This is a genomic window from Alkalinema sp. FACHB-956 (assembly GCF_014697025.1).
GTDB lineage: Bacteria > Cyanobacteriota > Cyanobacteriia > Leptolyngbyales > Leptolyngbyaceae > Alkalinema.
On sequence record NZ_JACJRC010000004.1, the window covers coordinates 103,978 to 130,530 of the forward strand.

Here is a 26,553-nt window from a genome sequence, read left to right on the forward strand (position 1 = left end):
AAACAAGAGTGCTGGGGTAAATCGCTTTTTGCTTCAGTACTTTTTGTATCCTATGATTCTTAATTCTTAACGGTAGTCTTTGCGTTTTCCCGTCACAATTTTGACAGGTGGTCGGCTCCCGCCTGATAAAACGAGTTTTATGACGATTTTTCAACGTCCTGCGTCCACAGAAGCAGAAACCCGCGATCGTATCCTGAAGGCAGCGCTAAAGCTGTTTGCCAAACGAGGCTTTGATGGCACTACGACGCGCGATTTGGCGGAGGCTGCAGGGGTGGCGGAGGGAACGCTGTTTCGCCACTTTTCCCACAAGAAGGCCATTCTGGTGGAGGTCGCAACCCAGGGCTGGATTGAACTGCTGACGGACTTGCTGACGGAACTGAGTGAGATGGCTAGCTACAAAGCCGTGGCTCAGGTGATGCGAAAGCGGATGCTGCATTTGCAGGAGAATACCGATCTGTTGCGAGTTTGTTTTATGGAAGTGCAATTCCATGAGGATTTGCGCGATCGCATTCAGGCGGAAGTAATTGAGAAAATGACCGATGTGGCGGAAGCCTTTTTCCAAACGGCTATGGATCAGGGGATTTACCGCAAAATGGATGCAAGGCTAGTGGCTCGCGTCTTTTTAGGCATGTTTACGATCGCGGGGTTCAGCCAAAGCACGATTACCGATCCGGGCTCTTCCGCTAAGGAATTGCAGGAAATGGCTGAAGGGTTATCGGATATTTTCCTCAATGGGGTGTTAACGAAGGGTTGTTAGCACACGGGTTGTTAATGCACACGGGCTGCTAATTCTACAGGCTGATTTAAATGACAGATGATGGATGGTTGTTTGAATGCAGGGTGGTACGGAACTTGGTGGAATCTAGGTCGATCGGCAGTTCAATATGAAAAGTGGTTCCAGACTGGGGCTGCGAGTAGCAGGTTAATTTCCCTTGATGATGTTTGACGATGACTTGATAGCTCAGGGCCAGCCCTAATCCACTGCCTTGCCCAATCGGTTTAGTTGTAAAAAAGGGATCAAAAATTCGAGACTGAACACTCGGATGAATGCCGTCCCCGTTATCGCTAATACTGATGCGAATCCAGCTTGAGTTGATCAGCTTGGAGCGAATGTCAATGACGGGATTGCGTTGGGCCGATGAACGCAAGGCATCGATCGCATTTTCGATCAAATTAAAAAACACTTGATTTAAGGCTCTAGGATTGCAGAAAATGTTAGGCAGATTGCCGCCCTGAAGATTGACGATAATAGCAGGGTGCTCATTCTCAGCTTGCAAGCGATCGTTCAATACTAATAACGCACTGTCAATTCCTTCTTGGATTTGAGCAACTTTATAATCTGATTCATCTAGGCGAGAAAAATTGCGCAAAGTGCAGATAATACTCTGAATTCTTTCAGTGCCTGATTGAATGGATTTGAGGATTCGCGGCAAATCTTTTTTGATGAAGGGAAAATCCAAGTCTTCTGCTTGAAAAGTCAGCGGCGGCGGTAATGGTGGGCTGTAGGTTTGATAGATCTCTAACCCTTCTAGGAGCGCTTGGGAATATTGATCTACAAATCTAAGATTGCTATGGATAAATGTCACTGGGTTATTGATCTCATGGGCAAGGCCCGCAACCGTACGCTCTAAGCTGTTCATTTTAGCTTGGTTGAGATGGGTTAAACTTGCCTCTGCCCACTCTTTGGCCTGACGGTATTCATTTTGAATTTTGAGTAATTGTTGGAGAGTTTGATAATATAAATTCACGCTGAATAAGACAAATAGTGCGCCCAGAAAGAAAACAAGCCCCATTAAAGCTGGAATCCAGAGCAGCATTTCTTGGAGTACTAGATAAAAAGCTAGACAATATCCCCCCAAGAAGGAAATCATTAAAATAAATTGTACCCACCAGCCAATTTGTAGATTTTGAGGTTTGAGAATGACTAAGATTTGACGGGTGCGGACGATCGCCCCAGTCATGATTCCAGCTCCTGCCGCAATCATACAAAGTGTTGCTAGCCAGATAGGCCAGGAAAGCCATTGTGCGAACATGGACAAATGAAATATGGGTTAGTCAGTAGCCTTACTTGGTGTACCTTACTTGGTAAAGTGAGTTCCTGTAAGGGCGCAGCACGGTTTTAGAGGGGATGGTGCTTCAGAGGAGCGAGTGGTTCCGGTGGATGGTTTCTATAACTTCTGTTAAGTCTACCAGCTTTATCGCCTAGGGCGAGGGCCTCATCCTGTATGGACTAGTTTTGACGGCCAGATAAAGAAACTGTGACTATCAGTTGCTGACTGGTAGCCACAGTGCGTCAAGGTGTTTGATTGGAAACTCAGCTTGCTAACGGTTCCGATGAGTTCCTATTCTTCATATCCCCCTTCATCGTAACCACCTTCGTCTTCGTAGCCGCCTTCATCTTCGTAACCCCCTTCATCTTCGTAACCCCCTTCATCTTCGTAGCCGCCTTCGTCTTCGTAGCTATCCTCAGTCTCTTCGTATTCCTCTTCGGACTCCTCTTCGTAACTATCCTCAGTCTCTTCGTATTCTTCTTCAGTCTCTTCCGACTCGTCCTCGTACTCCTCTTCGGACTCTTCTTCGTAACTATCCTCAGTCTCTTCGGACTCTTCTTCCGACTCCTCTTCGTATTCCTCTTCAGACTCTTCTTCGTAACTATCCTCAGTCTCTTCGGACTCTTCTTCCGACTCCTCTTCGTATTCCTCTTCGTAGAGGTATTCCGTTTCTTCGTACCACTCTTCGCTGTATTCTTCTTCGTATTCCTCTTCGTATTCCATGTAGTACAACGCTTCGAGATCTTCTACCTCTGTAATGCTGACATAGGAGTCGTAGAGATAGACCAGTTCCTCTTCGTAGGTGCAGGTGTAATCTTCGTTGTAGAGTGCAATGCCACTGGCGGTATGGGTGGCTCCTGGCACGCGCAGAGCGGTAACCATTTCTGCTCTACGGGGATCGAACAGAGAACTCCGATTTTTGCGGATGTCGCGACTTAAATCGATCGAGTCATCGCTAATTTGCCGAATGACCCAACAGTCATGGTTGAGATCAGAGTCCGTCATGTAGTCGTAGGGGATGTAGCAGTAGCCTTCGTCACCCCAGTCCGGGCCCCAGGAATTGCGGACAATAAATACCCGATCGGGATCGGAATAGCCCACGCAAAGCATGGCATGTCCGCCTTCATGTTTCTCGTTTTCAATATCCGGCATGGGCACCAATCCACCATTGCCACCAGCACCATTGAAGGATTCAAACAATTGCAGGCCAAACACAAAGGGGTAGCCCTCGGCTAAGCAGCTCCGCATCGTGTCCAAATCAATGTCAACGGAAGCAGCGTCTTCAATGCGAAAATTAACCGCTTCCTTGTAGGCGGATTTCGGAGGTTGTTGGGCAATGCGCTTGAGGTTGAAAGGCCAGGTCTGTTCGGAACAAGCTCCGTATTTACGCACTACTTTAACGCAGTTGGAGAGATAGGTGCCTTCATCCTTGCTCGGATCGCTATCGAGGGAACGGGCATTGTAGTAAATGAAGAGGCGACTCACATCACCCGCTTGTCCTGTAATGCGGTTTTCTAGGTATTCGTAGGCCCCGGCCATGGCGTTGGCGGTACAGCTGTTGGAGTTGCGCTGGTTTTCCACAGCGGTCATGAACGGACGAAGATCTACAATCTCAGGTAACTCGTCTGAGGAAAAGCGACTGGAACCAAATTTCTGGGCGCTGTGACTCTTTTTATCTGGACGGTAGCCGCCGATGTTGATGGCGTCTCCAGAGGAATCTCTTAAAACCGTAGCCCGACGAACATGGCGAAAATCCTTTCTAGACGTGGCTGCCACCATAGAAAACCTCGGAGAACTAATGATGTTAAATGGAATCTCTTTGCCATTACTACTGTCTGGGCCACCCAACCGGAAAAATCAGCAGTAACGAACGTGATGCGAGGCTTGATGGGTGATGCTAGTGGGTCTTGGGTGATGCGCTCAAGGCTCGCTGACTGTAGAGTGCCCTGGCTATCTAAGAAATCAACACCATAGATCATGCTCAATCGTCAACAGCATGTCGTCTGTTGATGCGAAAGCAGTTCTCTGCTGGTGTTGAGGAAAATTTGCTTGAATATTAAATTATGTTACAGATTAGAATCTCAACGTTATGGGCCAGCTTTAGCAGCTTTTTGCCGATCTTGGAGGGCTTGTTCAGCGGTACGGAACTCCTCAGAAATACTGTGGGTTCCAAAGAGGGATAAGCAGAGCGCTGCTTCGAGTCGGGTTACTGGGGCTTGGGGATTGAGGGTTTTGATTGCACCAAAACTGCGCTCAACGTTTTTGAAGTAGTTCTTGTTTTCCAAGGCTTGGTAACGCGGATCGGTGTAGGCTAGACGGAAGGCGGGTTTGAATTTGGGGGAAATCCGATCGCGATCGCTCCAAGGAGGAATGTTGCTATCGGCATAGAGCACATTGGTACCTGGTTTCTTCTCCTTGAGTTCCGGGATGCCGCCGTAGTCGAGGCCAATTTTGATGGCGATCATTTGTTCACGGGTGAGAGGTTCATCGGGTTTGAATGTGGTGGCGTCGTAGCCCACGGCAATGCCTGCATTCACCACCCCTTGAATGTAGCGAAAGTCGGGATGGCTGGCGGGGACATCGCTAAACGTTGCTTTGCCGCCTGTGGCTTCTCGAACGGTTTTGTCGGGTTGGGTTTCCCAGATGGCGTTATTGGCACGGACGAGCCAGCGCAAAAATTCTGCGCGGGTAATGGGCTGCTGGGGATTGAACTTGCCGGTGGTTTTTTCAAAGACCCCCAATGCCGATAATTGCGCGATTTCCTTGGCCCCAAAAACCCCTGCGGTATCTTCAAAATCGACGGGGGAGGCTTGGGGCGTTGGGCGTGCGGTGAGTTCGATCGGGGTGGCGGGGAGGGTTGCACTGGGGGAGGCGGTGGGTTCGACGGTCGGGGACGCCGTGGCCTGGGGCGCGCTCACCAAGCCCACATTTTGGAACCACTGGGGTTTCAAGAAAAGCAAAACAACAATTCCGGTTGCACCCAGAATGCCGCCCAAGAGCAATGTTTTGACAAAGGTCGTGAATGATGACAGTCGGCTGGCTTTAGTCATGGGGTCTCCTACTAATCACACCTGACGATCGAGAAACAACGCTCTAGACAGCGCGTCTTGACTAGCTTGACTAGAATTGTCTGAACATGAGGGCTAGCACAAACCGAAAGCTATTGACGAATCGTAGGTTTGCTGGGTTCCCGTAGAAAAATCGGCGATCGAATCTCCTCCTTTGGGCTGAGAGAATCTTAAGCAGCTAGATTTAAGCAGCCATGGCTTCAAACAGTTGCCAGCAAAGGAACATCGCCCGAGGAACGTGGAAGCAGCCTTTCCATTTGCCGCCTTTGAGGTTAAGTAACACGTCGCCTTGGCGATTGAGATAGCCAAACCATTCGCCAAATTCAGCATCGGCAAAATGCGACCAACTGTAGTCGTGCAACTTTTGGTACCAAGTCCAGCAGGCTTCCCGTTGCGTTAAGCGATAGCCCATGGCCAAGGCGACTAGGGTTTCCAAATGCACCCACCACAGTTTTTGATCCCATTCCAACTGCTGGGGGGGATGTCCGTCCGCATCCATAAAGTAATATAAGCCGCCATACTTCTCATCCCAGGCAAATTCCAAAATATTCAACACGATGTCGATTGCTTGATTAATCGTTGCTAAATCATTTCGACGATTGGCAATATCCATGATGAACCACATGGCTTCGATCCCATGACCAGGATTGATTAACCGACCATCAAAGCAATCAAGATGGGAACCATCCGGGGCCACACTTTCAAACATCAAACCCCGATCACGATCGAAAAAGTCGGTGAGGACTTCCTTAACTGTTGTGTCTAGTACGGTTTCTAGGGTTTCGCTGGGCAAGAGCCAGTCCATTTCCAGTGTGAGATTGGCCAAAATCATGGGCACTGCCAAGGATTTCATGGGCCTAGTGCCGGGGTAGGCTTTGCTGTATTGGCCTTTGGGGTTATCTTTGCGGCGTAGGACGTTGTTGTAGGCTTGTAGGGCGATTTCCCGTGCCCAGTCCGTGCCTGAAGCCAGCGCATACTGACTAAAGGCCATGGCGGCAAAGCAATCGGAAAAAATATTGTAGGGCTGTACTAGGGGCTGCCCCGATCGATCGAGGGCAAAGTACCAGTTGCCTTCAGGATCGCGACCGTGGGCGGCCAGAAATTCTGCGCCATGGCGGGCAATCTGTAGCCAATTTTCCCGCTTTTCTAAACGATTGCAGAGCACGGAAAACATCCAGACCTGGCGATTTTGCAACCAAATAAATTTATCGGTGTCGTAGACTTGACCCGTGCGATCGAGGCAGGTGAAATAGCCGCCGTACTCACGATCGATCGAATGGGTTTCCCAAAAGGGGAGAATGTTGTCGAGCAGGGTGGTTTTGTACAGCGTTGCAAGGTGCTGGAAGTCGGGATTCATAGGCGATCGGGGTTTCTGGGGTATCAGCCAGGTCTTATTATCCCTCGGAGGAACCCCGATCGCAAAAATGTCTGGACTATGAATGCCCACTAATTCCAAATTTGTCATTGACTGTTCAGTCTTGCATCCGCCGATTGGTTGACCCAGGGTGTCAATGCATACCAGAACCTATGCGTACAGCAACTGATTATTAATACGATCAGCTGTCAATGAGTTGACTAAAATCCCAATCCGTTGCGCAATCTCATAAGCATTTTTCTGAGGAACAACAATGATTCCGCAATGTTCTTTGCCGTCTTCTAGGAATTGAAGATGCAACCGTTCAAAGTCTACTCGGTTATGGGTTACGAGGCATCTACGTAGAGAGGCTGCAAATTCTAATTGCTCGCGATCAGTTTTACCCAAAGTTGCCTGCTCAGGAACGGTGGTAACCTCTAAACCACGGGAACGCAGAAGAGTTGCAACTAATGCCGACATATCTTCATCAGTGTAGAGCGCGGCAAATCTGCTCATAGCGTCCCAAGGGTGGCTTTTACAGAAGGATGCACCAACTCATCGGGCACTTGATTCCGTTCAATGTACTCGTTAATTTCTGCTTGATGATCCAAATAAAAACTTAATGCATCGAAGACCTGCGCCAAGGTCAAATGAGGAAAATGGGTTGGAATTTCCTCTGGTGTCACACCTAATCGCCACAGACCTACGATCGCGCGAACAGAAGTGCGAGTGCCCTCAATAATGGGTTCTCCCCCCAAAATTTCATGGTTTCTAGTGACGTAGCGGGAAAAAGTGTTAGTCGTCATGGGATTCAATTTGCAACCTGTTTTACAATTCTAATCGCTTAGTCATTGATCAAGATATAACCTGCAAAGTGGATGCTCTTTATAAATGGCAATGTAAAGGTCTATCACTCCTGGGGCGGCAGATCGGAGGATTGTTTCGAGAGATTCCACTTCCATTCGGGAATGAATTTTCCCCAGGATTGCTGGATCTGGAGGGTTTGCGTTTTCTGTGCCGCAATTTCTGCGAGAAACGATCGCACTTCAGGATTCTCTGCATCCATTTCCAATAACCGATCTAAAACCTTCTCCGCTTCGGCAATTTGGCTGCGCTCCATCAGGGTTTTGGCATGGCCCAGACCCGATCGCATCAGCCCTTCCCGTGCGCGAAAGGGATCGACATAGTAGGCCCGATCGAACAAAGTTAAGGCGTAGGCATAGGCTTTGGTATGCAAGAGGCAGTCAGCAAGGTCAAATAAACTGCTGAAATGGTTGGGGTTTTCGGCTAAAACGCGCTCATATAGCGAAATAGCCGCTGAAAGCTCTCCTTGGTAGCGTCGCTCGCGGCCTTCTTCGTAGACCGATTGGAGGTCGGGATTGAGGTTTTCTAATTCCCAAATTTCATCGCGAATACTGTGTTGACGCACCAGCCAGCGCCGCACCAGTTCGATCGTAATTTGGTAGGTGCCGCGCGAAACGGTTTCTGGGGAGTCTGCTTTTTTGATCCGCTTGAGGAATTTCCACTCGATCAAATTCTGCTGGGCCTTGTGCAGGCAGTCTGTCAGGGAGACGCCCCACTCTTCCAACAGTGCCAAAGGATCCCCCTCGCGGATGGTGGGATTCGCGTCCACACCTGTGGAACTTTTCTCGGCCACTTCTGCGGCGGCGGAGTACAGCACCCGTTCCGCAATGGGTAACCCATCCCAAAACCAGGCCAGTCCGCCCTCGCCCAGTTCGATCGCCCGATCGACGACGCGATAGACATCCTCCGCAGTCACGTCCCAGCGATCGTCCTGGCGGGCTTGGGTGAAGATGGCAAAGCAGATGACCTGGGTGAAATAGGGATGGCCCGCGCAGAGGTCAAAGATGGCGGTAATGGCGTCTTCGGCGTAGGTCAGAATGCCTTGGGCCGGTTCGGTGATCAGCTGCGTTGCGCTGGCCCGATCGAGGAGGCTGATTTCCTGCGCAGGTGCACTTTTAAACAAGTTAAGCAGCGTAGGCAAATCTTCTAAGCGCCGACCCACCACGGGAATGATGTGCAGAAACCGTTGTTGTTGCAGGGTTTCCGCCAAAAACGGGAAAAGATGATAGGCCGCCGCATCGGGCTGATAGTTCCCCAGGGTGTCGAATTCGTCTAACAGCAGCACCAGTTCTGGCCGATCGCAGCAGGTGGATAAATTTTCCAGAAAGCGATTAAAACTGCCGGGGTTTTCCTTAAGGTCTGCGATCGAGGGGACGATCGGCACGCGGTTGAGGCAGTCTAGGGATTGCAGCGTTTCCTTAGCTAAATCGTGCAGCACCTCCGGCAGGCATTTGTGGCTTTTGCCTTCTAGGGACAGGGCGATGAAGGTGAACGGTTCAGCTTTGAGCCAATGGGGAATCTGGGCCAGTACGGAAGACTTGCCAATGCGCCGTTGGCCGTGGAGCAGGATCACGGGCGCTTTTTGGCTGAGACTGTCGGCAATGAACTCCAACAACGGTTCCCGATCGAAAAAGCGATCGGGTTCATTGACCGGACGACCAATAATGTAAGGATTTCTGCGGCTGGCGACCATGATCATTGGGGGTGTCTCCCTCCAGACTGAGCATCTGGGGCGCAGGGTTGCGGGGTAGACGGAAGGGGGTGGGGTAGATGGGGTTGGGCGGTAGGAGGGTTGGGGGAGATCAACCTGTGATCGACTTGAGAATACCCAAATTGTAGGCTGTGGTTCTTAGCGTGGCTAGGGGCAAGGGCGGAATTTAGCCGGGAATCATCCCTTTGGGGAAGGCGGTGGAAATTTTTGCCAGCCATTCCAAAATGGTGGGCAATTCGTCTTTGTGCTGCCAGAGCCAGCGGATGGCAGTGGTGACGGTTTCGGCTTGGCGATGGCTCATCAGGTTGAGAAAGACCCGTTGCCGATCGCGGAGCCAATCTTCGGAACTATTTTCCATCTCTTCTACGACCCACCATTCCATCATCGACGACGCGAAGGCATATTTAAATTCTCCGGCGCGGGACTTGCGCGTCAGGATACCCTGCTCCACCAAGTTGGACAGTTCCCGTTCCTTTTGGCTAAAGACTAGTTCCAAGTCACCCAGGTCGTAGCGTTTTTTCTGCAACCGCCCTTTCAGGTGGACGAGGGCGATCAGCATCATCAGGGTTTGCTCCACGTCGCTAGCCAAGTTCCAGAAGGCTTCGTAGAGGTGCTGGGTCATGGTGCGGAAGTCGGCGGCAAAGGCTTGGGGGTCGGGAACGTTGCCCGATCGTAGTTCCCGGTACAGCAGGTTCCCTGCCGATTGCAACAGGGCGGGGTGGCCATTGGTCATTTCCCGGATGCCGTCCCGCAGGGCTGGGGTCATGGGCAAGCCTCCCATCAGGGCCGCAACGTCGTGGGTGCTGAAGGGTTTGATGGGCAGAAAGAGATAGTGGTTATACCAGGGGGAACTGCCCGGTTGCAGCTTAGGGCCTAGTTCGTTCAGTCGCCGCAGGGAGGTGACGACCATGGAGAGGTATTGGCTTTCGCGGGCGTGGGAGCAGAGGTTACGGCAGTCGCTGACAAAGGTGGCGATCGCGTTGTCGTCGTAACCGGCTTGGGGTTGCAGGGCGGCATCGTAGTCGTCTACCAGCAGCACGAGGTACTGGCCCTGGCGTCCGATTTCCCGCAGGACTTGGCGCAGACCGTCTTTGGTGAGGTTGTCGGCTTGTAGGACGGTTTTAGCTTCGCTGACGATCGCGGCGGTTTCGGCGTAGTCCTGGATTTGGCTGAGGATTTCTTTCCAGAAGCGGGGTTCGCTGAAGGGGGTTAATTCCAGGCAGCTAAACCGGACGATGACGGCGTTGGTGGGATCATAGCCACGAATTTGCCAAGCTTGGGGATCGGCTAGCAGGTTGAGGAAGGACGATTTGCCAATGCCGGGACTGCCCCAGACGGCGAGGTTGCTTTGACTCGTAATTTGGTCGAAGGCGGTGGCAATTTCGGCGGTGCGACCGATAAAACGATCGGGCGAGACGGGTTTACCCACGGTGAAGAGGTTGAGAGCCATGTCCTAGGTTAGGGGGAGGTGCGATCGGGTGTGTTTCCATTATGGCGAGTTTTTGGGGAGGAGTAGGAGGGTGGGAAGTGGGCTGCTAGATGCTGATTTTTTGACCGTTGGAGGGGGCTTTTGGTTGCAGGGGGGGGATTCCGGCTCGATCGAGGATCTGGGGAATTAGGTCTTCGCGTTTGACGGCCATGAGGTGGACGCCTTGGCAGATCTGCTGGGCCATTTGAACTTGTTCGGCGGCGATTTGGATGCCTTCTTGCAGGGGGTCGGTGGCCTGTTCTAGGCGATCGATGATGGTGTCGGGAATGTTGACACCGGGAACGGCGCGGTTAATGAAGCGGGCGTTTTTGGCGGATTTCAGCAGGAAGATTCCGGCTAGGATTGGCTTTCCGGCGGGGCGACCGATTTCGGCCATGAATGTTTCCAGGCGATCGAAGTCGGTAATCAACTGACTTTGGAAGAACTGTGCGCCTGCGTTGACTTTGCGTTCGAACCGACGTTTTAGACCTGACCAACTGCCACACTGCGGATCCACGGCTGCTCCGACGCAGAGATCGGTTGCGCCATCGGTGAGGGCGTGATCTACCCAGTCAAAGCCGGTGTTGAGTTTGGTGATCAGTTGCAGTAGTCGCACGGATTCTAGGTCAAAGACGGGTTTGGCGTCGGGGTGGTCGCCTGCTTTGACGGGGTCGCCGGTGAGAGCGAGGACGTTGCGGATGCCGAGGGCGTGGGCACCCAGGATATCAGCTTGCAGGCCGATGGCGTTGCGATCGCGGCAGGCGACTTGGTAGACGGGTTCGATGCCTTGTTCCAGCAGCAGCAGGGCGGAGACCAGCGAGGCCATGCGCATGACGGCGCGGCTTCCGTCGGTGATGTTGACGGCGTGGACGCGACCTTGGAGCAGGCTGGCCATTTGGATCATGTGGGCGGGGTTGGTGCCCTTGGGGGGGGCGACTTCGGCGGTGATGAGGAAGTCACGGCGATCGATTGCTTGGCGGAATTGGGTTAAGGGCTGGCGGCTCTGCTGCATGGGTTTGGGCTGGGAAAAGCGTGAACTCCGAAAAATTACTGACCAGACAATTTCTACCAGACTAGGCGGGATGGCGCTGGTTAGGTAAGAATTGTGGCGAAATTTTACGAGAACTTTAACCTATCACGGTTGCTGATGGGTGAGGTGGGTGGGTATGGGAGAGCTGGAGGGGACTGTCGGGATCTGTACCTAAAAGTTGACAATTAGATCTCAAAAAGTTGACAATCTAGTTGAGTCTGGTTGACAAATAATTAGGAAAACCGAAGGAATAGGTGTGATGTGTCAAAAATTCTGAAGCGAAGTGAACAGATTCGTCAATTTATTTTGACCCATGTTGAAGAACATCCTCAGGATGTGGCTGTTTTAGCGGCGCAAGAATTTGGCGTGAGTCGGCAGGCCATCAATCGACATATTCAGGCTCTGGTCAAACAAAATGCAATTGTTGTTGAGGGGTCAACAAGAAGTAAGCGCTATTGTCTACATCCCTTGGTGGAATGGACGAAAACTTACTCGCTGAAAAGTCCTTTGGAAGAAGATCGGGTATGGGATTCTGATATCAAGTCGCTCATTGCAGATTTACCTGATAACGTTCGGGCTATTTGGTATTACGGTTTTACTGAAATATTGAATAATGCGATCGATCACTCGCTAGGTCATCACGTTAGTATTACGGTGAAAAGAACTGCGATTAGCACTGAAATATTTATTCATGATGATGGAGAAGGAATTTTCAAAAAAATTCAACGAGAATTGAATCTCTATGATGAACGTCATGCTGTTCTGGAATTGTCTAAAGGAAAATTGACGACTGACCCGAAACGCCATAGTGGCCAAGGGATCTTTTTCTCATCACGGATGTTTGATGCGTTTGATATCCTCTCGGGTACTGTGCATTTTTCCCATCAATTTCACAGGCCAGAGGATTGGATTGCTGAGTGGCAAATGCCGGGTTCTGGAACCTCCGTTTTTATGTGCTTGAGTAACAATACTTCGAGAACCTCTAAGCAAGTGTTCGATCAGTTTTCGTCGGGGGATGATTATGCTTTTACGAAAACGGTGGTGCCTGTGCGGTTAGCGCAGTACGGTGATGAAATGTTGGTATCGCGCTCTCAAGCGAAACGCCTATTGGCCAGGGTGGATAAGTTTAAAGTTGTGATTTTTGATTTTGCTGGGGTGGAAGCGATCGGGCAAGCCTTTGCAGATGAAATTTTTCGGGTGTTTAAGCAACAGCATTCTGAGATTGAAATGATGTCCGTAAATGGGAATGAAGAGGTGAATAAGATGATTCGTCGGGCGCAGAGTAGTTTGTCGGATTAAGGGCTCGGATTCAGGACAGAGCAGGCTAGGCGAGTTGAGTTTGGGCGACCCAGGTGCGCATGAGTTCGACGCGGTATTGGTAGCGATCGTCGGGGTTGAGTTGGATGATGTCGTGGTCTAGGAGGAGTTTGAGGCCGATCGTGAGGTGCTGAGGGTCGAGGTCTAAAGCGGTTTGGAGTTGGGTTGCGGTGGCGGGGTCGTGGGTGAGGTGGCGGAGGATGGCAAGTTGGGTTGCGGCGTCGGTTTCTTGGGCTTGTTCCCAGATGGCGCGGAAGTAGGCGCTGCCTTCCTGGAAGAAGTGGGGATGGTTGATGACCTCGTAAACATCATCTTCCGTGAAGAGGGGTTCAATTTCTTGGTTTTGCTCGAAGCGTAGTTGGTTGAAGCGGGATACGAGGTTTTGGCAGATCAGTTGGATCAGGTAGGGTTGGCCGCCGCTGAGGTGGTAGATCTGGTCTACGGCTTCGGGGGTGTAGTCGATCGGGAAGTCGTCGTTGGGGTTGGTGATGAGTTTGCGGGCGGCGGCGGGGCTGAGGAAGCTGACGGGGATTTTGCGGACGCTGCCGAAGAGGGGGTTCCAGTAGTCTTGGGTCATTTCCTGGAGGGTGTGGAGTCCGGCGAAGGCGAAGATGATCCAGGGGAAGTCCATGAGGATGCCGCGCCAATGGCCGATGAGGCTGGTGTCGAAGCGCTGTTCGCGGATGCCGGTTTCGATCAGTTCAAATTCGTCGATCGCGATGATGAAGCGATCTTTTTGACGATATTGGTCGAGTTTTTTGAGCCAACGACGGAAGTCTTTTTCGGGGGTCGGGAAGTCGGTGGGTTGGGGTTCGGGGAGGTGGGGTTGGATGTGGGTGGGGAGGTCGTCGTAGAGGGTTTGGGCGAGGGCGAGGATGAGGTCGGCGGTGGTTTGGAGGGTGCCGAGGGTTTGGATGTTGAAGTTGATGATGTGGGTGTGTGGGTCGAAGCGTCCGGGGAGGTTGCGGAGGATGGAGGTTTTGCCCATGCGGCGGTGGCCGTAGATGACGACGGATTCGAGTTGGCCGGGTTTGTTCCAGAGTTCTTCGAGGGTGGTGAGGATGTCTTCGCGTCCGACGAAGAGGCTGCCGGTGACGGGGGGGCCGACGACGTAGGGGTTGGCGACGGGTTCCAGGAGGGGGGCGTTGGCGAGTTCACCGCCGACTTTGGTGATGATGGTTTGCCATTGGTCGATGATGCGGAGGAGGAGTTTTTGTTCGGGGTAGTTGGGGTGGATGGTTTGGGTGACGGTGGTTTTGAGGGTTTCGAGTTGGTTGTTGGCGTTGAGGATGGCGTTGCGTTGGGTGACTTTGCTGGAGAGGATGTTGGCGCGGTGGACTTCTTGGCTGAGGGTGCTGAGGGTGTGCAGGGCTTGGATGACGGTGGGACGGAGGAAGGTGTCGGTGGGGTTGAGCCAGGTGAGGTGCTGGGGAAGGTGCTGGGGAGCGGTGGCGATGTCGGCAGAGGTTTGGAATTTGAGGTAAGCCAGGAAGGTTTGAAAGGAGGCGGAAACTTCGCTGCCGTGGGGATAGGTGGTGAGTTCTGTAAAGTTGGGTGAGTTTTCGAGATGGGAGATGGGGCTTTGGTTGTCGTCAAATAGGAGGTGATGGAAAAGCTGAATCAGATCACGTAATGGGCTTTGGGGAATTTTTCTGAGGGGATAGGTGAGGGAGTACGGTAGGGTTCTAAAAAATCCTGCTTTGCCTTCGTGGTTGATGGGAACGCCTGCTAACTCACTCAATAAGCTTTGTTTAACGGTCACGAAGTCGCGTTGTTCTTGCCGATCGATGGGGAATGAAACATAGCATTCCAAAAACTCTGGTTTGAGCCAGTTATAGAGGGTTTGTAAAGGATGCTGAGTTTGGTGCAGGTGTCGATAAATGGCATTATGAACAGCCCAGGCTTGAAAGGGATTGCTGAGGACTTGGGTACAAAGCTGGAGTCCTTGTTCTGGATCAGTGTTCAGTTGAGTGAAGAGATAACGACTGCTGCCAGGGAGAGGAAGGACGTTTAGTTCATCAGTGATGAGAGGATGGCGTTTCCTACGCTGCCAGGGATTGTATACCCTAATCAGATGTATCAACCAAAAAGGTACCCGTAACGCACCCACGCCTCCCGCCACGCCTCCCGCCACGCCGACCGCCACGCCTCCCGCCACGCCGACCGCCACGCCTCCCGCCACGCCGACCGCCACGCCGACCGCCACGCCTCCCGCCACGCCGACCGCCACGCCTCCCGCCACGCCGAACGCCACGCCGACCGCCACGCCTCCCGCCACGCCTCCCGCCACGCCGACCGCCACGCCTCCCGCCACGCCGAACGCCACGCCGAACGCCACGCCTCCCGCCACGCTAACGGCTAATCTGCTAAGCATGAATGCTAAGTTCGATGTAAACCAATTTATCCAGTAAATAAGTGTGAATTTTTGAGAACGTATATCAATTAATTTGCAAATTCTTTCGAAATCTTCTTTACTCAAATTTCTGGGAGTTGAACGTGGGCAAGACCAATAGACAGAAGGACTGAATAATTCTTGAAAAAAATTACCTAGTAATATTATTAAAAACGAAACTAAAGTTGTAGTAATTAATGCTGTAAGCAATAGATTTTTATAGGTAGGTAAACGGATATCTGCAATAAATTTTTTCCAGCCACCTTCACTTTTGTAAATCTCTGGATCGGCCTGATACAAATAACACTTCAACGCCGTCGGACGGAAAAACACCCAATACAACACCAACCAATAATGCTTTGGGTTCAGGGGGTTGAGACATTGCGGCAGTTCGCCATCGTAGGTGGGGAAGGTGGGCATGGGGAGGGGGAGAGTATGGGGGTAGGAGGGTGGAAGGGTAGGAGGGTGGGGTTAGTGGATGGCGAAGCCTGTGAATTGGCGTTTGAATGGAGAATGGAAGCCTAAGACAATATCTTGCTTGTCAATTCCGGCTTCGACTAATTCATGGGCAATATCAAACTCGGTGCCATTGTGCTGAATCCAAATCTTGTTATTCAAAATATCTAAATGTAAAACGCAGCCGTAAATCCGTCGATCGTTCTGCCAACCAACGTTTACCAACTGATAATGATCATGTTCTCGATCGGTAATCAACTCTGACATCACATCTTCTGCATCCTGATCTCGATGCTTTTCCAAGACGGTAAGAATCGCCGATCGGTAAGCTGCTAGTTTATTCTTTGCTGACATTACCTTCTCCGAATCGAAGCCCGCATCTCTTCTCTTGTCATCACATCCTCAGGATTAGCATCGTATGCTCTTGCCCGCCGATCGAGCTCCTGCTGTAGCTCTGAGGTTAACTCTGGATACCCCTTCTCCCCAGCAATGCTCTCCAAAATTGCCTGCACAATCTGAATGCGCTCCTCCACACTCAAAGCCATAATGCCTTCTAAAGTTTCTGCAATGTCCATGATTTTCCCTTCATCTTCAGATTATAAACAGCGATCTCACTCCAGCCCCACCTCCCATTTCAGCCTACTTCACAACTCATCCCCTACCATTGGCGGCACATCCGGCACCTTGGCCATTACTGCTTCAAAAGCTGCATCATTAGCTCGACTTGCGTAGGCACGCATCACAGCAAATGACTGCTCCGCCTTCACCTTCTCACTAATCGCTAACAGCATCCATTGCTCCAACGAAAGCTGCTTCTCGGCTGCCAACTGTTGTACCTGCGCTAATAGTTCATTGGGTAGTTCCAAAGAATAAACACTCATTCTCCTAACCTCCTGACTAAATCATATTGCTTGACTAAATCTCTTGGCTGAATTAGCTCAATACCAAACTGAGTTGCTGCTGGCAGAAAATCACGCTGATTAAATGTCACAATTCCACGTGCATTCACATTAATCGCACATTCTAAAACCATTTCATCATTAGGATCCCGTAACTGGGGTCGCCATTGAAAATAAATGGGAACAGCGATCAATCGATCGGCCAATATTTCCATCACCGTATCAACCTCCACATCGCTTGCCCAAAATGCCTCACGATTTGCCTCGCGTCCTACCACATCCAAATATTCTAGAAAGAGTGCTGCTGAAACTGCGCCAAAAATTAGTCGCCGTTGAACTGCCTGTAAAATAACAAAACTTGCACCTTGCCTTGAACGTAATGCTGCTATCCACACATTGCAGTCAAATACATACATATCAGATCTTGAATTACCCCTCTCACACCATGGCCATAGTTTGGTATTACCTCCGGTCTTGCAAAACGTATTGGCCGAACGATCGAACCGCCTCTCCCAAATCCGTCTCTGCCATCATCACATGTTGCTTGAAAACCGCTAATTCTAACTGCCGTAACCCGTCTAATTCACTCTGTTCAATCTGCTCATAACCGCCCTCCCGCAAGTGATACAACACCAACGTCCCATCCTCCCAAAACCAAACCTCAGTCACCCCAAGGGCCTGATACCGCGCTAACTTGTGCACCCCGCCACGGCTAAAAACCACCTCGATCGACAAATCCGGAATCTCTTTCAACCCGCCAAGACAATAGGACTGATCCGGCTGTGCGGCTGCAACGTTTGCTTGCTTCTGGTCGGCAGACCCCGTCGCGAAAAATACGATTCCCTGCTGTGCTAGAAATAGAGTCAACAACGTCCCGATCGCATGGGAAAAAATTTCGTGTAACTGTCCCGGCATAAGTAATTCGATCGTGCCATCAAAATAAAACAACCGCACGCCGGAACTCTGCTCACAGCCCCGACGAATCAACTCAAAATGCTCCCAATCTCCCTGCAAAGTCACCACCCGATCGCCCTCGGAATAGGACGCCGGAGCATTCCCCCACGATCGTTGTTGATCCGTTGCGACGGTCATAGCCAGTTCACCTCACAAAAGCGGATTGCATCGCTGCTTTCATCATAAAGGATCTCATCGGGCCACCCGGCGATCGTACAACTCCCGCGCCAGTTCTCGCACCCGTCGGGGTTGCCCACTGCTTTGCTCATAAATCTTGGCAATCTCTGTCCGATCGAACCGAATCCCTGTCCCCGCCAAGCGATCGCTGACAAACCCTTCCACCTTTTTCAAGCTCCAATACTGCAATTCCAACGTCTGCCCCCCAAAAAAGTCAGCCAGGGGGGAAGTCTGGTTTGGGTTATCAGGAAACAGTTGCCGTAAATCTTTCTGACTGCTGACGACCAACTGCAACGGAGACTCTGGCATTTCCGCTGTACCCCGCAGCCAATTTCGAGTGGCTTGTGGAAAAAAAGCTTCATTTGTCAGTACGTGAATTGCATCCAGACACAGAACGTAAGGCTGTTTTGCCTTCTTTAACTTGCGTCGTATTTGATTTTGGTCACAAGTCTCATAATCTAAAGCAGTGGCCAGTTCCTCAAAAAAACCTTGCTCATCCCGAATCCAGTGCATATCAATGTAGAGAAAAGTGTCAGAATCTCGCCCGAGTTTTGTTGCGCCTTGCCGCCCGATCTCCCTCAAAATCTGTGACTTCCCGCAGCCCGCTGGCCCAATTAACGCCTGACTGCCCCCTTTACCCAATCGCTCAACAATCTGCCGTAACAACTCATCGCAGCCCCATAAATCTGTGCGATCGAAGGGATTATCAGGGTAGAGTTTCGCGTTGGTTCTAGCCCCCGTCTGGGATTTGGGTGGGGCTTGTTTGACGTAAGAACTTTCAGTTAACTCTAGCCCGAAGCCCTCCATCATCTTTTTGAGACTGCTATAGCTGACTGTCTTGCGATCGAGAATTTTGGTTACTGAATCGTTGTCTAGATTCACGAGCCGTGCGATCTCAGAAAAATTACTAGCGTCTTCTGCTAGCGTCTCTCGAATGGCATCCCATAGCAGCCTGTGAGCTTCATCTGTCAGCAAACAATATTTTTTTGATTCGCTGACCACAGGCTACCTCGAATTCATCTCCAGGAATCTTTCCACTATTCTACGATGATTTCCAAAATCCACTGTAACTTACCGATCATCCCTGCCGATCATCCCCAAACCCAGAATTGACAAGCCTTATCGTTGGAATCAGTTGAGAGCTAGCCCAACCCCAATCCATTGATTTCTAAGGTCAATATCACCATGTCTAATCAAATTCAGCAAGAAATTCTGCGCCAATCTCGCGAGAGCTTCAACCTAGCTCAAAAATACTACTACCTGGGGCTGTGGAGCAGTGCTGCCAGTAGCGCGATCGGGTTGGCGGCTGCCATCAGTCTCCTCTGTGGTCATGGTAACATTGCCACGCTCACGGCATTGACCAACCTATTGCCAACCCTCACCTGCCACCAAGTCATCAAATCTGGCGCGAAACAACTCGAAGATGCCAGCGATCGCCTCCGTGAATTTTTAAAGTAATGCTAGGTGTATTGGTTCAGCTAGCATGTCAACGGTTGAAAGCCTTTCGCAGAGAATGTGGGAGGCTGCATAGAAAAAATGTAACGATCGCAGCGGTCAATCACCAATACAGTCCACCGATAGATTTTCTGATAATGCCAAGAGTAGGATTGACTCTAGTGCTTGCAACCATTGCCAATGGGGTTGTTTTTCCAGAGTCTGGGTAACCAATTGGTTTAATACTGTTTGACGAATAGCCGGATCTTGAGGCAGTTTGGTGCGAGTTCGGTAATGCTGACAAATTTCCTCCTCTACCTCCTGACGTAGTGCTTGCAGGAGTTGTAAGACAGCCTGTTGGGCGTGGGAGTCTAAACGGCGATCGCTGTAGGGATCTACCCAATTTAAGATGGTTGGAGTTTGCTCAATTAACCAGTCCATAAAGGCTGAAGGCGGAACAAAATCGATCACGATCTCTCCTGATTTTCGGATAATCCAGTTCATGGGTCAGTCCTGGTAGCTCAAGAGGTTGCCAATCGTTGCACAAAAGCTGCGTGTTCCGCCGATCGTAATCCTGCTTGTAGGGTTGCCATCACTGCCTGCATTTCACCCGATAGCATGGCATTGACTGACAGCCATAAGCCTGGATAGATGCGACTATGAATCACGCCTGCATTATCCATCGGTAGGAGTGTGTAAAGGCCATTTTCCAGAATGAACCAGTCGATCGCGCGATCGTAGACTCGCCAGACGATGTATTCCTGCACGCCATTGCGTTGGTAGGCTTGCTTTTTATCTCCGAGATCAATGGCAACGCTGCTACCTGCAATTTCTGCCAACAGTTCTGGTGCACCCTCGATGTAGTCATCCTGACTGAGCTGAGCTTGTCCCCCACAGGCCTCGCTGATAAATAGTGCGGCATCGGGTTGGGGTTCGTTGCCCATGTCTAACCTGACCGTTGGTTCGACGCCTAGTTCCAGGCCGGGAGTCGCAATTTTGTAAGACCAGAGCCAACCTAGGAGGTTACTATGTGGATCAGCGTGGGTTTTGAAGCGTAGCGCAGCAGGCAAGTAAACAACTCCTTCAATCAGTTCTGCTTTTTTCAGGTGGGGCATGGTTTGATAGCGGCGCTCGAATTCAGCACGGGTGAGCCGATCGCCGTTTTCTAGGGGAGGTGTAGTGGGGAGTTGGAACTGGGTCATGGGAGGGAGTCGATCGCGAAGAATGCAACGCTTTCCTTAGTGTATCGAAGGTGTCTGGAAAAGATCGAGGGCAAAATGCCTTGAAGGTGCCCGCGATCGGTGATGTGGATTTGCCTTTACCGTTGCTGCTTGCGTGGATGGGTTTCTGGGCAAATGAACGATCGCTTATCATTCCAGGAATTCTATTTGCTGATTCAGTTGCATTAGCGTGGATTAATTTTTAACCATGCAAATACTTGCTCAGCGGTGAGTTCTAGTTTGATGTCATCTAGGAACGGTGAACTGGGCCGGTGCCAATCCGAACGCACCACGGTTGAGCATTGGGAAGGCGTTGGAACAGCCGATCGGTGGCACTCAAGCTATCATCGCCAATTTCAAATTCACCTGTCTCGATGGCGTTCACAAAGTGTCGCGTGAGCGAATGGCGACAATCTTGTTCCGATGGGTTTGCTCAACCTGAAACCGGATTTTGGATTCATAGAGCGCATTTCCCCTTCGGGTAAATTCTTCTTTGCTGTATGGGGGTTGGCGTCGGTGAAACTTTCCTCTGAAGAAACTGCTATAGGGGTGACCTCGCTAGGACTTCAGTGCTCTCCTTGTAGCTTGGGTGGATGGGCGATCGTAATTCACAATCGAAATGTTAGGCACGGTCTGAGCCTGAAAGAGGAACCAACTGGAGTGTTGTAAGTTTGCTTTCCTTAGTAGATCTAAGGAGATAATAGGTAGAATGTTGATAGCTCGACTCAAAACATAACTTCTTCCCTTGTCCTACTATCATCAGTATCCCCAAGCGTTTTCTCAAATTTACCTCAGTGAGTTGCAAGGACAAATTTTAGCTTGTCCCTACTTTGCCGTAAATAATCTGAATCGTGATTTTGTAGGGACAAAAGGGTTTTCCATAGTATTTCGGCGGTCTCATCTGATGGACGTCAAGCAGCGTTTCCCTTACCTCAAGCTCTACCTGAATCGAGTAGTGCAACAAGAGTGCAATGCTTTTTACCTCAACCCCCTACTACTCGGACTAGGCTCTCGGGTAGACCCCCACATCGATCGCTCCCTGCGCTCCTACTGCGAAACGATCACCCCTCCTGTTGTAGTCAGCGTTCTTTATATCGAGGTACCCGCAGATTTAGAGGGAGGGGAACTGGTGCTGCGATCGCGCAAACGCCAAATTGGACAAATTCGCCCCCAAACAAACACCCTGCTATTTTTCCAGGGAGATTTGATCCATTCGGTGAATCCTGTGACGAGTCCAGGTATTCGCCTGAGCCTCGTTTGTGAACAATACAACCTGGATGATGCTCAACTGAGGGAAATCCCAGAACTTCAACTAGAGTCAAGGGCAATTAGAGTAGAGAAGGGGAGAAATAAGCGAAGAAAAAGAAGTTGAAGCAATAGCTTTGGTAAGCAAGTTTTCCTACTAGTCTTCTTAACAGATATGGTTCTTGTGCCTAACGCAAAGTTCACCTGCTGGGAGTTGACTTTGCTGAGAACGGTCTAGCATTGCCAGTCAGGTGCGACGACGGGTTAGGCTGGGCTAATGAGGAAGATTTTCTGAAGATTTAATTCAGAACGACTGCCTACGAAATAACCTGAAAAGCCGATCGAACTTTGCATCACACAAATGAGTGAGAAAATACACGATCGATCTCAACTGCCGCCATTTTTGCTTTCGCGGACAGGTTTCTGGGCAAATGAACGATCGCTTATCATTCTAGGAATTCTATTTGCCTATTCAGTTTCGTTAGCGTTGATTAATTTTTAACCATGCAAATACTTGCTCAGCCGTGAGTTCTAGTTTGATGTCTTCTAGGACTGGCAGTGGGTGGCTTCCTCGATAAATGTTGGGTTCTTTGTGGGGGATAAAGGTGAGAATGGAATAATCATCTGGATCAATCATCCACCCTAACTGACACCCGTGTTTGAGGCAATGTAAAAGGTTGTCAATGACGCGGTTGGCTTTTTGATCAGGGGAGAGAATTTCGATCGACCAATCGGGGGCTTTTAGGAAGTTGTCTTCGGGTTCTCCTAGGTCGTTGACTGGAATGCGATCCCAGGCGATGACTGCAATGTCAGGCACGATCGATCGGCCAGCGAAGGTACAGCGTAGTTCGGGGAGTGCGGTATAGGTTTGGCTATGGCGATCGATTTCAGCTAATAGGCGTTTTTGTAGGATGGAGTGGCGGGTTTTAGGCATCGGTTTTTGAAGTGCCGTTCCATTGATGTATTCCCACGCGGGGGATTCTTCGAGAGATGGAAGGTCGAGAAAGTCTTCAAGGGTCAGAATTTGGGTGGGAGAAGCAGTCATGGTTGGAGAATGGGTATTGATTGTGCTTCTGCTGGGGCATGAAAGCCTAAACGGTGAACTGGGCCGGTGCCAATCCGAACGCACCACGGTTGAGCATCGGGAAGGCATTGGAACAGCCTATCGGCGGCACTCAAGCTATCATCGCCAATTTCAAATTCATCTGTCTCGATGGCGTTCACAAAGTGTCGCGTGAGCGAATGGCGACAATCTTGTTCCGATGGGTTTGCTCAACCTGAAACCGGATCTTTGACTCATAAAGCTCATGGCCACGCTGCGCAAATTCTTCTTTGCTGTATCGGGGTTGGCGTTGGTGAAATCTCTCCTCGGAAGAAACTGCCATAGGGGTGACCTCGCTAGGACTTCAGTGCCCTCATTGTAGCTTGGGGTAAAAACGAAGCGCTATCTATCTGGGCAAAGGCGTTTTATCAAGCTCAGAAACAGGCGGGGAAAACGCATCAAGCAGCGATTCGCGCCTTGGCATTCAAATGGATTCGCATTCTGTTTCGCTGCTGGCAAGACCGGGTACCTTATGATGAGGCCAAATATTTGTTGGCGTTGCAGCAGAAAGGTTCACCATTAGCACAACAAATCATTTCACAAGTATGAACGTAATATTTGTCAACTTGTGAATGACAATGATAAAGTGAATTTAGGATTTAGCCTTCGATTCCAACAATGCTAGAGCAATTCAGTTGAGAATCACTAGACCGCTATGCTTGTATTTGGAATAGTAACAACAGTAGAAGTGCATTTTCGCATTCTGACTTGACTTAGTCAGGCTCAGGGCATATGTTAGGCTCTCGCCAGCTATGCCCATTTAACAATAATGCTTATTATCTCTGAAGCTCATCTACTGCTTGGTTTTAGGCCATGACGATTAGCGAGGAGAGCAACATCCTTTCGGTTGGTGCTATGGCAGAGACGCTGGAGAACAGTTTGCTGCGTCTCTGGTGTCCAGAAAATCTTCAGATTCTCACGTGCCCGAGTTACAGCTGTGTAGAAGATGCTGTGCGTGATATCATCTTCATTGGCATCAGTGATCACGATTTTAACGGAGTCATACTCCAGACCTTGCGCCTTATGAATCGACACAGCGTAGGCTACCTGAAATGGCACCGTGTTGTTCAGAGAGTCATCATCCTCGTCGCTCGTATCGTGGCTGTAGACCTTGAAGCGTACTGTTGAGTCGCCCATCCATTCGAGATCATCAACAAAATAGACATCAAACTCATCGAGTGCTCGATCCAGTTCAATATCGAACTGAATCCAGTCACGATCGTGCTCGATTCTGATGATTTTCCCTTTCAGGTTGTTGTAGATTACCGGACGAAATCTCTCGATCTCGTTGAAGAGAACAGGATCACCAATCTTGTAAGTGGAGACACGCCAGGTAGTCGCTGCACCAGGATTGCTGCTCTGTAAAAACCGGTTGATGTTATTAATGCCATAAAGACCGTCGTAGTTCAGGCAAAGGATGATCTCGTCCTGTATTTGGGTCTCGAACAGTGATTCGTCAAGCACGGTTGAGTACCCGTTTCGGGCCATGACCTCAGCGATGTCGTCTTCGATAGATCGAACCTTGTTCCAGAAGCCCAATAGTGCGTCGTTTTTGGTTCTGAAGGGTGTCGTCAGCTCGAACACTGACGTATTCGGTATGAATGAACGAATGATTCCGAACCAGTTGCCAAACTGAATCGACTCAATTTGATATACATCGCCAACGAGTACGAGCAACTTGAAGGAGGTCTTATCCAGCACCTTGATGAAGTCTGCGTTGCTCACAGTGCTGCACTCATCAATGATGAGAAGGTCATACTCCGGATCGGAGGCACTCCTGTAGATCTGGCTGCTGATCGTCCGGAATTCCGATCTCTGAGCAGTTACCTTGCGCTTGAGGTTGTCAATCGCTGGGTTGGTGTGCGCGAGAAAGAGCTTCCCCTTATCGTTAAAGTATTGCGCGATGTGATCCACCATCGTTGACTTGCCAGTGCCTGCTGCCCCGTAGATCAGAGCGACACGCGACTGGCTGAACAACTGCTTGAGCGCATCCTTCTTCGCCGGGTCATCAATAGGATGAGGTGTTTGAACAAGCCAGCGCTCGACGGCTTGGGTATAGCCAGCGATTCCAGATGATGAGTACTCCTGCAACTTCTTAACGATGGAAACAGTGTCATTCTCATATTCGCAGATGAAGATGTGCTTCTTGTCGAGTACAAGCCGACGCCCAGTATGCTTTTTGTAGAGATTGTTGTTGTAGGTGGAGATTAAGTTGTTAACGTCCCCGAAGTCTTCGAGATCGACCTCAGACGTGTAGAGGACTCCGTGACGCTCCACGTTGTTCTTTACGTATCGAGCGAGCAGTTCATGGCTTCGTCCCGTCACATCGAGGCTCTCAACAAGATCCCAGTAACGGGGATTATGCCCCGGTAGCGAGGTACAAAACGGCATAGTGTCAAAAGGAATACAACCATACTGAAGTTTCATGCTGGAGAGACGGGGGCAACCAGCTTGGTCGTACAGAAGTTTGAGTATCTTGTTGTTCATCCGCAGCATAAGATATCGGAGAACGTTATAACCCGGAGCAGCTAAACGCACGATGTGACGCGCCTCATCCAGCGCGGGGAAGATCTGCGGCTTGACGACGTTGGCAATACCTTCTGCCTTCACCTTTTCGTACTTGTCGTCGGGAATGTCCATCAAGTCTAGTAGGCTGCCGGAGCTAACTGTCAGCCTCCGCATCAAATAGCTATACTCACTCGATCTGGTTTGAACTTTTGTGGGCAGGCCTAAAAGCCGCGCGAAGCTGTCGAACTCGCATGGGCGGATTGAGACTGCCCAGTCGCGAATAATCATGATGGGCATCGTCTGGTTGAGCACTTCAATCGAGTCCCGCTCAAGCAACAACAGCGCTGAATACTTGTCATTTATGTCAATATGAGTAAAAGCGATGATGCGATCAAACTTGCTTACTCTATTAACAGCGGGGTAAAAAGTAACTTCATAGTAGATGCGCCCGCCGACAAAGAACGGGCGCGTCTTGTGTATGTAGTACCGATCCATACGGCTGCCGTATGGCTGAGTTAATTGAATTGCCTCAATTCTTGCGGCTATCTTCTCGTGGTACTCTTGCAGCGATGGGTCGAGGTTAACAGGGAAGTCCTCAAGGTTTGCTAGCACCGCGATTCCACAGTGGTCTTGGAGCAAACTGCGGATACGGTGGAGATACTCGTAATACTTGAGCATCAACCGCTCAGAAGCATCTCCGTCCATGGTGTAATGGGAAGCACTTTTCTGGATTAGAGTGTGAAACTTTCCGAGGAAGTTGAATTTTGCCTTACTCTTGACAAAGGTTAGTCCTGGCTCTATTGCAGCGTACTTGAATTCGGCATCGGGTGAATTTGTGTGGAGACGAACCGCAACTCCCTCAACTAGGTTCCGGAGCTGTGCGAGAATGTTTTGGGAGAGTAACGCCCGCTTGCCAGCAAGCGATTCAATATTCTGACAGATTGCCTTATCAGCGCTCTGAATTTGCTTGGTGACTGTAATCATTAACTATCCAATTCCGCTCGGTTAAAGAAAGTCATGGACATCCTTTTCTTATCTCATAGCCATACATCTGTAATCTCATCTTCAAGCAGGCAATGAAACTCAAGTAACTCACGCTCTAACCATGCCTAAGTAAAGTTCACCTGCTGTGAGTTGATTTTGCTGGAACCAGTTTAGCATTGCCAGTCAGTTGCAACGATCGATTAGGCTAAGCCAATGATGAAGTTTTTCTAGATTTTCACCCGAAAACGATGCCCACAGAACAACTTGAAAAGTAGGTTACGATTGCATCACCCTAATGAGCGAGAAAGGTTCGCGTTAG

Annotated in this window: 24 protein-coding genes and 3 pseudogenes; 5 read left to right on the forward strand and 22 right to left on the reverse strand. The window is 50.2% G+C overall.

What is annotated here, in order from left to right; genetic code table 11:
• Positions 1–139 precede the first annotated feature (139 nt).
• On the forward strand, positions 140–757 hold the full coding sequence (locus tag H6G21_RS07450) for a TetR/AcrR family transcriptional regulator (RefSeq protein ID WP_190572217.1): 618 nt from the start codon (positions 140–142) through the stop codon (positions 755–757).
• Positions 758–803: 46 nt separating this feature from the next.
• On the opposite strand, the gene H6G21_RS07455 is transcribed toward H6G21_RS07450, so the two are convergent.
• The 9 genes from H6G21_RS07455 to H6G21_RS07495 form a co-directional block, all read right to left on the reverse strand.
• A complete protein-coding gene (locus H6G21_RS07455; protein ID WP_190572219.1) occupies positions 804–1,985 on the reverse strand; it encodes an ATP-binding protein in 1,182 nt (393 codons plus the stop codon).
• Positions 1,986–2,342: 357 nt separating this feature from the next.
• The gene (locus tag H6G21_RS07460; protein ID WP_190572221.1) at positions 2,343–3,830 is read right to left on the reverse strand and encodes a C1 family peptidase; all 1,488 of its coding nucleotides are present in this window, start codon (positions 3,828–3,830) and stop codon (positions 2,343–2,345) included.
• Between the two features lie 308 nt (positions 3,831–4,138).
• Entirely contained in the window at positions 4,139–5,101 is a 963-nt protein-coding gene (locus H6G21_RS07465; protein ID WP_190572223.1) for an S-layer homology domain-containing protein, read from the reverse strand.
• 202 nt (positions 5,102–5,303) lie between these two features.
• On the reverse strand, positions 5,304–6,476 hold the full coding sequence (locus tag H6G21_RS07470; protein ID WP_190572478.1) for an AGE family epimerase/isomerase: 1,173 nt from the start codon (positions 6,474–6,476) through the stop codon (positions 5,304–5,306).
• Positions 6,477–6,644: 168 nt separating this feature from the next.
• Positions 6,645–6,989, reverse strand: a complete 345-nt coding sequence (locus H6G21_RS07475) for a DUF5615 family PIN-like protein (RefSeq protein WP_190572225.1) — start codon at positions 6,987–6,989, stop codon at positions 6,645–6,647.
• A complete protein-coding gene (locus tag H6G21_RS07480; protein ID WP_190572226.1) occupies positions 6,986–7,279 on the reverse strand; it encodes a DUF433 domain-containing protein in 294 nt (97 codons plus the stop codon). Before H6G21_RS07480 ends, H6G21_RS07475 begins: the two co-directional genes overlap by 4 nt.
• A 104-nt stretch (positions 7,280–7,383) precedes the next feature.
• On the reverse strand, positions 7,384–9,036 hold the full coding sequence (locus H6G21_RS07485; RefSeq protein ID WP_190572228.1) for a tetratricopeptide repeat protein: 1,653 nt from the start codon (positions 9,034–9,036) through the stop codon (positions 7,384–7,386).
• Between the two features lie 178 nt (positions 9,037–9,214).
• The gene (locus H6G21_RS07490; RefSeq protein ID WP_190572230.1) at positions 9,215–10,498 is read right to left on the reverse strand and encodes an ATP-binding protein; all 1,284 of its coding nucleotides are present in this window, start codon (positions 10,496–10,498) and stop codon (positions 9,215–9,217) included.
• An 85-nt stretch (positions 10,499–10,583) separates the two neighbouring features.
• Entirely contained in the window at positions 10,584–11,528 is a 945-nt protein-coding gene (locus H6G21_RS07495; RefSeq protein WP_190572232.1) for a methylenetetrahydrofolate reductase, read from the reverse strand.
• Positions 11,529–11,807: 279 nt separating this feature from the next.
• On the opposite strand from H6G21_RS07495, the gene H6G21_RS07500 reads away from it, so the two are divergent.
• The gene (locus tag H6G21_RS07500) at positions 11,808–12,845 is read left to right on the forward strand and encodes a DUF4325 domain-containing protein (protein ID WP_190572234.1); all 1,038 of its coding nucleotides are present in this window, start codon (positions 11,808–11,810) and stop codon (positions 12,843–12,845) included.
• Positions 12,846–12,870: 25 nt separating this feature from the next.
• On the opposite strand, the gene H6G21_RS07505 is transcribed toward H6G21_RS07500, so the two are convergent.
• The 7 genes from H6G21_RS07505 to H6G21_RS07535 all read right to left on the reverse strand — a co-directional run bounded on the left by H6G21_RS07505 (position 12,871) and on the right by H6G21_RS07535 (position 18,743).
• Complete coding sequence (locus tag H6G21_RS07505) at positions 12,871–15,237, reverse strand: ATP-binding protein (RefSeq protein WP_190572236.1); 2,367 nt, start codon at positions 15,235–15,237, stop codon at positions 12,871–12,873.
• Positions 15,238–15,726: 489 nt separating this feature from the next.
• Complete coding sequence (locus tag H6G21_RS07510; RefSeq protein WP_190572238.1) at positions 15,727–16,065, reverse strand: XisI protein; 339 nt, start codon at positions 16,063–16,065, stop codon at positions 15,727–15,729.
• Positions 16,065–16,286 carry an addiction module protein gene (locus H6G21_RS07515; protein ID WP_190572240.1) on the reverse strand — a complete coding sequence of 74 codons (222 nt, stop codon included), beginning with the start codon at positions 16,284–16,286 and terminating at the stop codon, positions 16,065–16,067. The genes H6G21_RS07510 and H6G21_RS07515 overlap by 1 nt, the downstream gene beginning before the upstream one ends.
• Before the next feature lie 69 nt (positions 16,287–16,355).
• The gene (locus H6G21_RS07520) at positions 16,356–16,592 is read right to left on the reverse strand and encodes a CopG family transcriptional regulator (RefSeq protein WP_190572242.1); all 237 of its coding nucleotides are present in this window, start codon (positions 16,590–16,592) and stop codon (positions 16,356–16,358) included.
• Entirely contained in the window at positions 16,589–17,026 is a 438-nt protein-coding gene (locus H6G21_RS07525) for a putative toxin-antitoxin system toxin component, PIN family (protein ID WP_190572244.1), read from the reverse strand. The genes H6G21_RS07520 and H6G21_RS07525 overlap by 4 nt, the downstream gene beginning before the upstream one ends.
• Before the next feature lie 46 nt (positions 17,027–17,072).
• A complete protein-coding gene (locus H6G21_RS07530; protein ID WP_190572245.1) occupies positions 17,073–17,702 on the reverse strand; it encodes a Uma2 family endonuclease in 630 nt (209 codons plus the stop codon).
• A 54-nt stretch (positions 17,703–17,756) separates the two neighbouring features.
• Positions 17,757–18,743, reverse strand: coding sequence for an ATP-binding protein (locus H6G21_RS07535; protein WP_190572246.1), 987 nt, complete (start codon positions 18,741–18,743; stop codon positions 17,757–17,759).
• Positions 18,744–18,926: 183 nt separating this feature from the next.
• On the opposite strand from H6G21_RS07535, the gene H6G21_RS07540 reads away from it, so the two are divergent.
• The gene (locus H6G21_RS07540; RefSeq protein ID WP_190572248.1) at positions 18,927–19,199 is read left to right on the forward strand and encodes a hypothetical protein; all 273 of its coding nucleotides are present in this window, start codon (positions 18,927–18,929) and stop codon (positions 19,197–19,199) included.
• A 96-nt stretch (positions 19,200–19,295) separates the two neighbouring features.
• Here H6G21_RS07540 and H6G21_RS07545 read toward each other — a convergent pair whose 3' ends face one another.
• The 3 genes and pseudogenes from H6G21_RS07545 to H6G21_RS07555 all read right to left on the reverse strand — a co-directional run.
• Entirely contained in the window at positions 19,296–19,646 is a 351-nt protein-coding gene (locus H6G21_RS07545; protein ID WP_190572250.1) for a hypothetical protein, read from the reverse strand.
• A gap of 50 nt (positions 19,647–19,696) precedes the next feature.
• The gene (locus H6G21_RS07550; RefSeq protein ID WP_190572252.1) at positions 19,697–20,377 is read right to left on the reverse strand and encodes a Uma2 family endonuclease; all 681 of its coding nucleotides are present in this window, start codon (positions 20,375–20,377) and stop codon (positions 19,697–19,699) included.
• 268 nt (positions 20,378–20,645) lie between these two features.
• A pseudogene (locus H6G21_RS07555) lies at positions 20,646–20,908 on the reverse strand (hypothetical protein); the annotation flags it as partial.
• A gap of 232 nt (positions 20,909–21,140) precedes the next feature.
• Here H6G21_RS07555 and H6G21_RS07560 point away from each other — a divergent pair.
• On the forward strand, positions 21,141–21,767 hold the full coding sequence (locus H6G21_RS07560; RefSeq protein WP_190572254.1) for a 2OG-Fe(II) oxygenase: 627 nt from the start codon (positions 21,141–21,143) through the stop codon (positions 21,765–21,767).
• A gap of 354 nt (positions 21,768–22,121) precedes the next feature.
• Here the strand turns inward: H6G21_RS07560 and H6G21_RS07565 are convergent, their stop codons facing one another.
• Together H6G21_RS07565 and H6G21_RS25635 are read right to left on the reverse strand one after the other, a co-directional pair.
• Positions 22,122–22,685 (reverse strand): Uma2 family endonuclease, encoded by a 564-nt coding sequence (locus H6G21_RS07565; protein WP_190572256.1) that lies wholly within the window; start codon positions 22,683–22,685, stop codon positions 22,122–22,124.
• Positions 22,682–23,025: pseudogene (locus tag H6G21_RS25635) on the reverse strand (hypothetical protein). Before H6G21_RS25635 ends, H6G21_RS07565 begins: the two are co-directional and overlap by 4 nt.
• Before the next feature lie 62 nt (positions 23,026–23,087).
• Between H6G21_RS25635 and H6G21_RS25640 the strand changes: the two are divergent.
• Positions 23,088–23,291: pseudogene (locus H6G21_RS25640) on the forward strand (IS110 family transposase); the annotation flags it as partial.
• Between the two features lie 240 nt (positions 23,292–23,531).
• Here the strand turns inward: H6G21_RS25640 and H6G21_RS07570 are convergent.
• Positions 23,532–26,234, reverse strand: coding sequence for an ATP-dependent RecD-like DNA helicase (locus H6G21_RS07570; protein WP_190572258.1), 2,703 nt, complete (start codon positions 26,232–26,234; stop codon positions 23,532–23,534).
• Positions 26,235–26,553 lie beyond the last annotated feature (319 nt).

Excerpts from the sequence above, each read along its gene's own strand:
- H6G21_RS07450 (WP_190572217.1), top strand. The coding sequence starts at position 140 with ATGACGATTTTTCAACGTCCTGCGTCCACAGAAGCAGAAACCCGCGAT.
- H6G21_RS07455 (WP_190572219.1), bottom strand. The coding sequence starts at position 1,985 with ATGATTGCGGCAGGAGCTGGAATCATGACTGGGGCGATCGTCCGCACC.
- H6G21_RS07460 (WP_190572221.1), bottom strand. The coding sequence starts at position 3,830 with ATGGTGGCAGCCACGTCTAGAAAGGATTTTCGCCATGTTCGTCGGGCT.
- H6G21_RS07465 (WP_190572223.1), bottom strand. The coding sequence starts at position 5,101 with ATGACTAAAGCCAGCCGACTGTCATCATTCACGACCTTTGTCAAAACA.
- H6G21_RS07470 (WP_190572478.1), bottom strand. The coding sequence starts at position 6,476 with ATGAATCCCGACTTCCAGCACCTTGCAACGCTGTACAAAACCACCCTG.
- H6G21_RS07475 (WP_190572225.1), bottom strand. The coding sequence starts at position 6,989 with ATGAGCAGATTTGCCGCGCTCTACACTGATGAAGATATGTCGGCATTA.
- H6G21_RS07480 (WP_190572226.1), bottom strand. The coding sequence starts at position 7,279 with ATGACGACTAACACTTTTTCCCGCTACGTCACTAGAAACCATGAAATT.
- H6G21_RS07485 (WP_190572228.1), bottom strand. The coding sequence starts at position 9,036 with ATGATCATGGTCGCCAGCCGCAGAAATCCTTACATTATTGGTCGTCCG.
- H6G21_RS07490 (WP_190572230.1), bottom strand. The coding sequence starts at position 10,498 with ATGGCTCTCAACCTCTTCACCGTGGGTAAACCCGTCTCGCCCGATCGT.
- H6G21_RS07495 (WP_190572232.1), bottom strand. The coding sequence starts at position 11,528 with ATGCAGCAGAGCCGCCAGCCCTTAACCCAATTCCGCCAAGCAATCGAT.
- H6G21_RS07505 (WP_190572236.1), bottom strand. The coding sequence starts at position 15,237 with ATGCTTAGCAGATTAGCCGTTAGCGTGGCGGGAGGCGTGGCGTTCGGC.
- H6G21_RS07510 (WP_190572238.1), bottom strand. The coding sequence starts at position 16,065 with ATGTCAGCAAAGAATAAACTAGCAGCTTACCGATCGGCGATTCTTACC.
- H6G21_RS07515 (WP_190572240.1), bottom strand. The coding sequence starts at position 16,286 with ATGGACATTGCAGAAACTTTAGAAGGCATTATGGCTTTGAGTGTGGAG.
- H6G21_RS07520 (WP_190572242.1), bottom strand. The coding sequence starts at position 16,592 with ATGAGTGTTTATTCTTTGGAACTACCCAATGAACTATTAGCGCAGGTA.
- H6G21_RS07525 (WP_190572244.1), bottom strand. The coding sequence starts at position 17,026 with ATGTATGTATTTGACTGCAATGTGTGGATAGCAGCATTACGTTCAAGG.
- H6G21_RS07530 (WP_190572245.1), bottom strand. The coding sequence starts at position 17,702 with ATGACCGTCGCAACGGATCAACAACGATCGTGGGGGAATGCTCCGGCG.
- H6G21_RS07540 (WP_190572248.1), top strand. The coding sequence starts at position 18,927 with ATGTCTAATCAAATTCAGCAAGAAATTCTGCGCCAATCTCGCGAGAGC.
- H6G21_RS07550 (WP_190572252.1), bottom strand. The coding sequence starts at position 20,377 with ATGACCCAGTTCCAACTCCCCACTACACCTCCCCTAGAAAACGGCGAT.
- H6G21_RS07565 (WP_190572256.1), bottom strand. The coding sequence starts at position 22,685 with ATGACTGCTTCTCCCACCCAAATTCTGACCCTTGAAGACTTTCTCGAC.
- H6G21_RS07570 (WP_190572258.1), bottom strand. The coding sequence starts at position 26,234 with ATGATTACAGTCACCAAGCAAATTCAGAGCGCTGATAAGGCAATCTGT.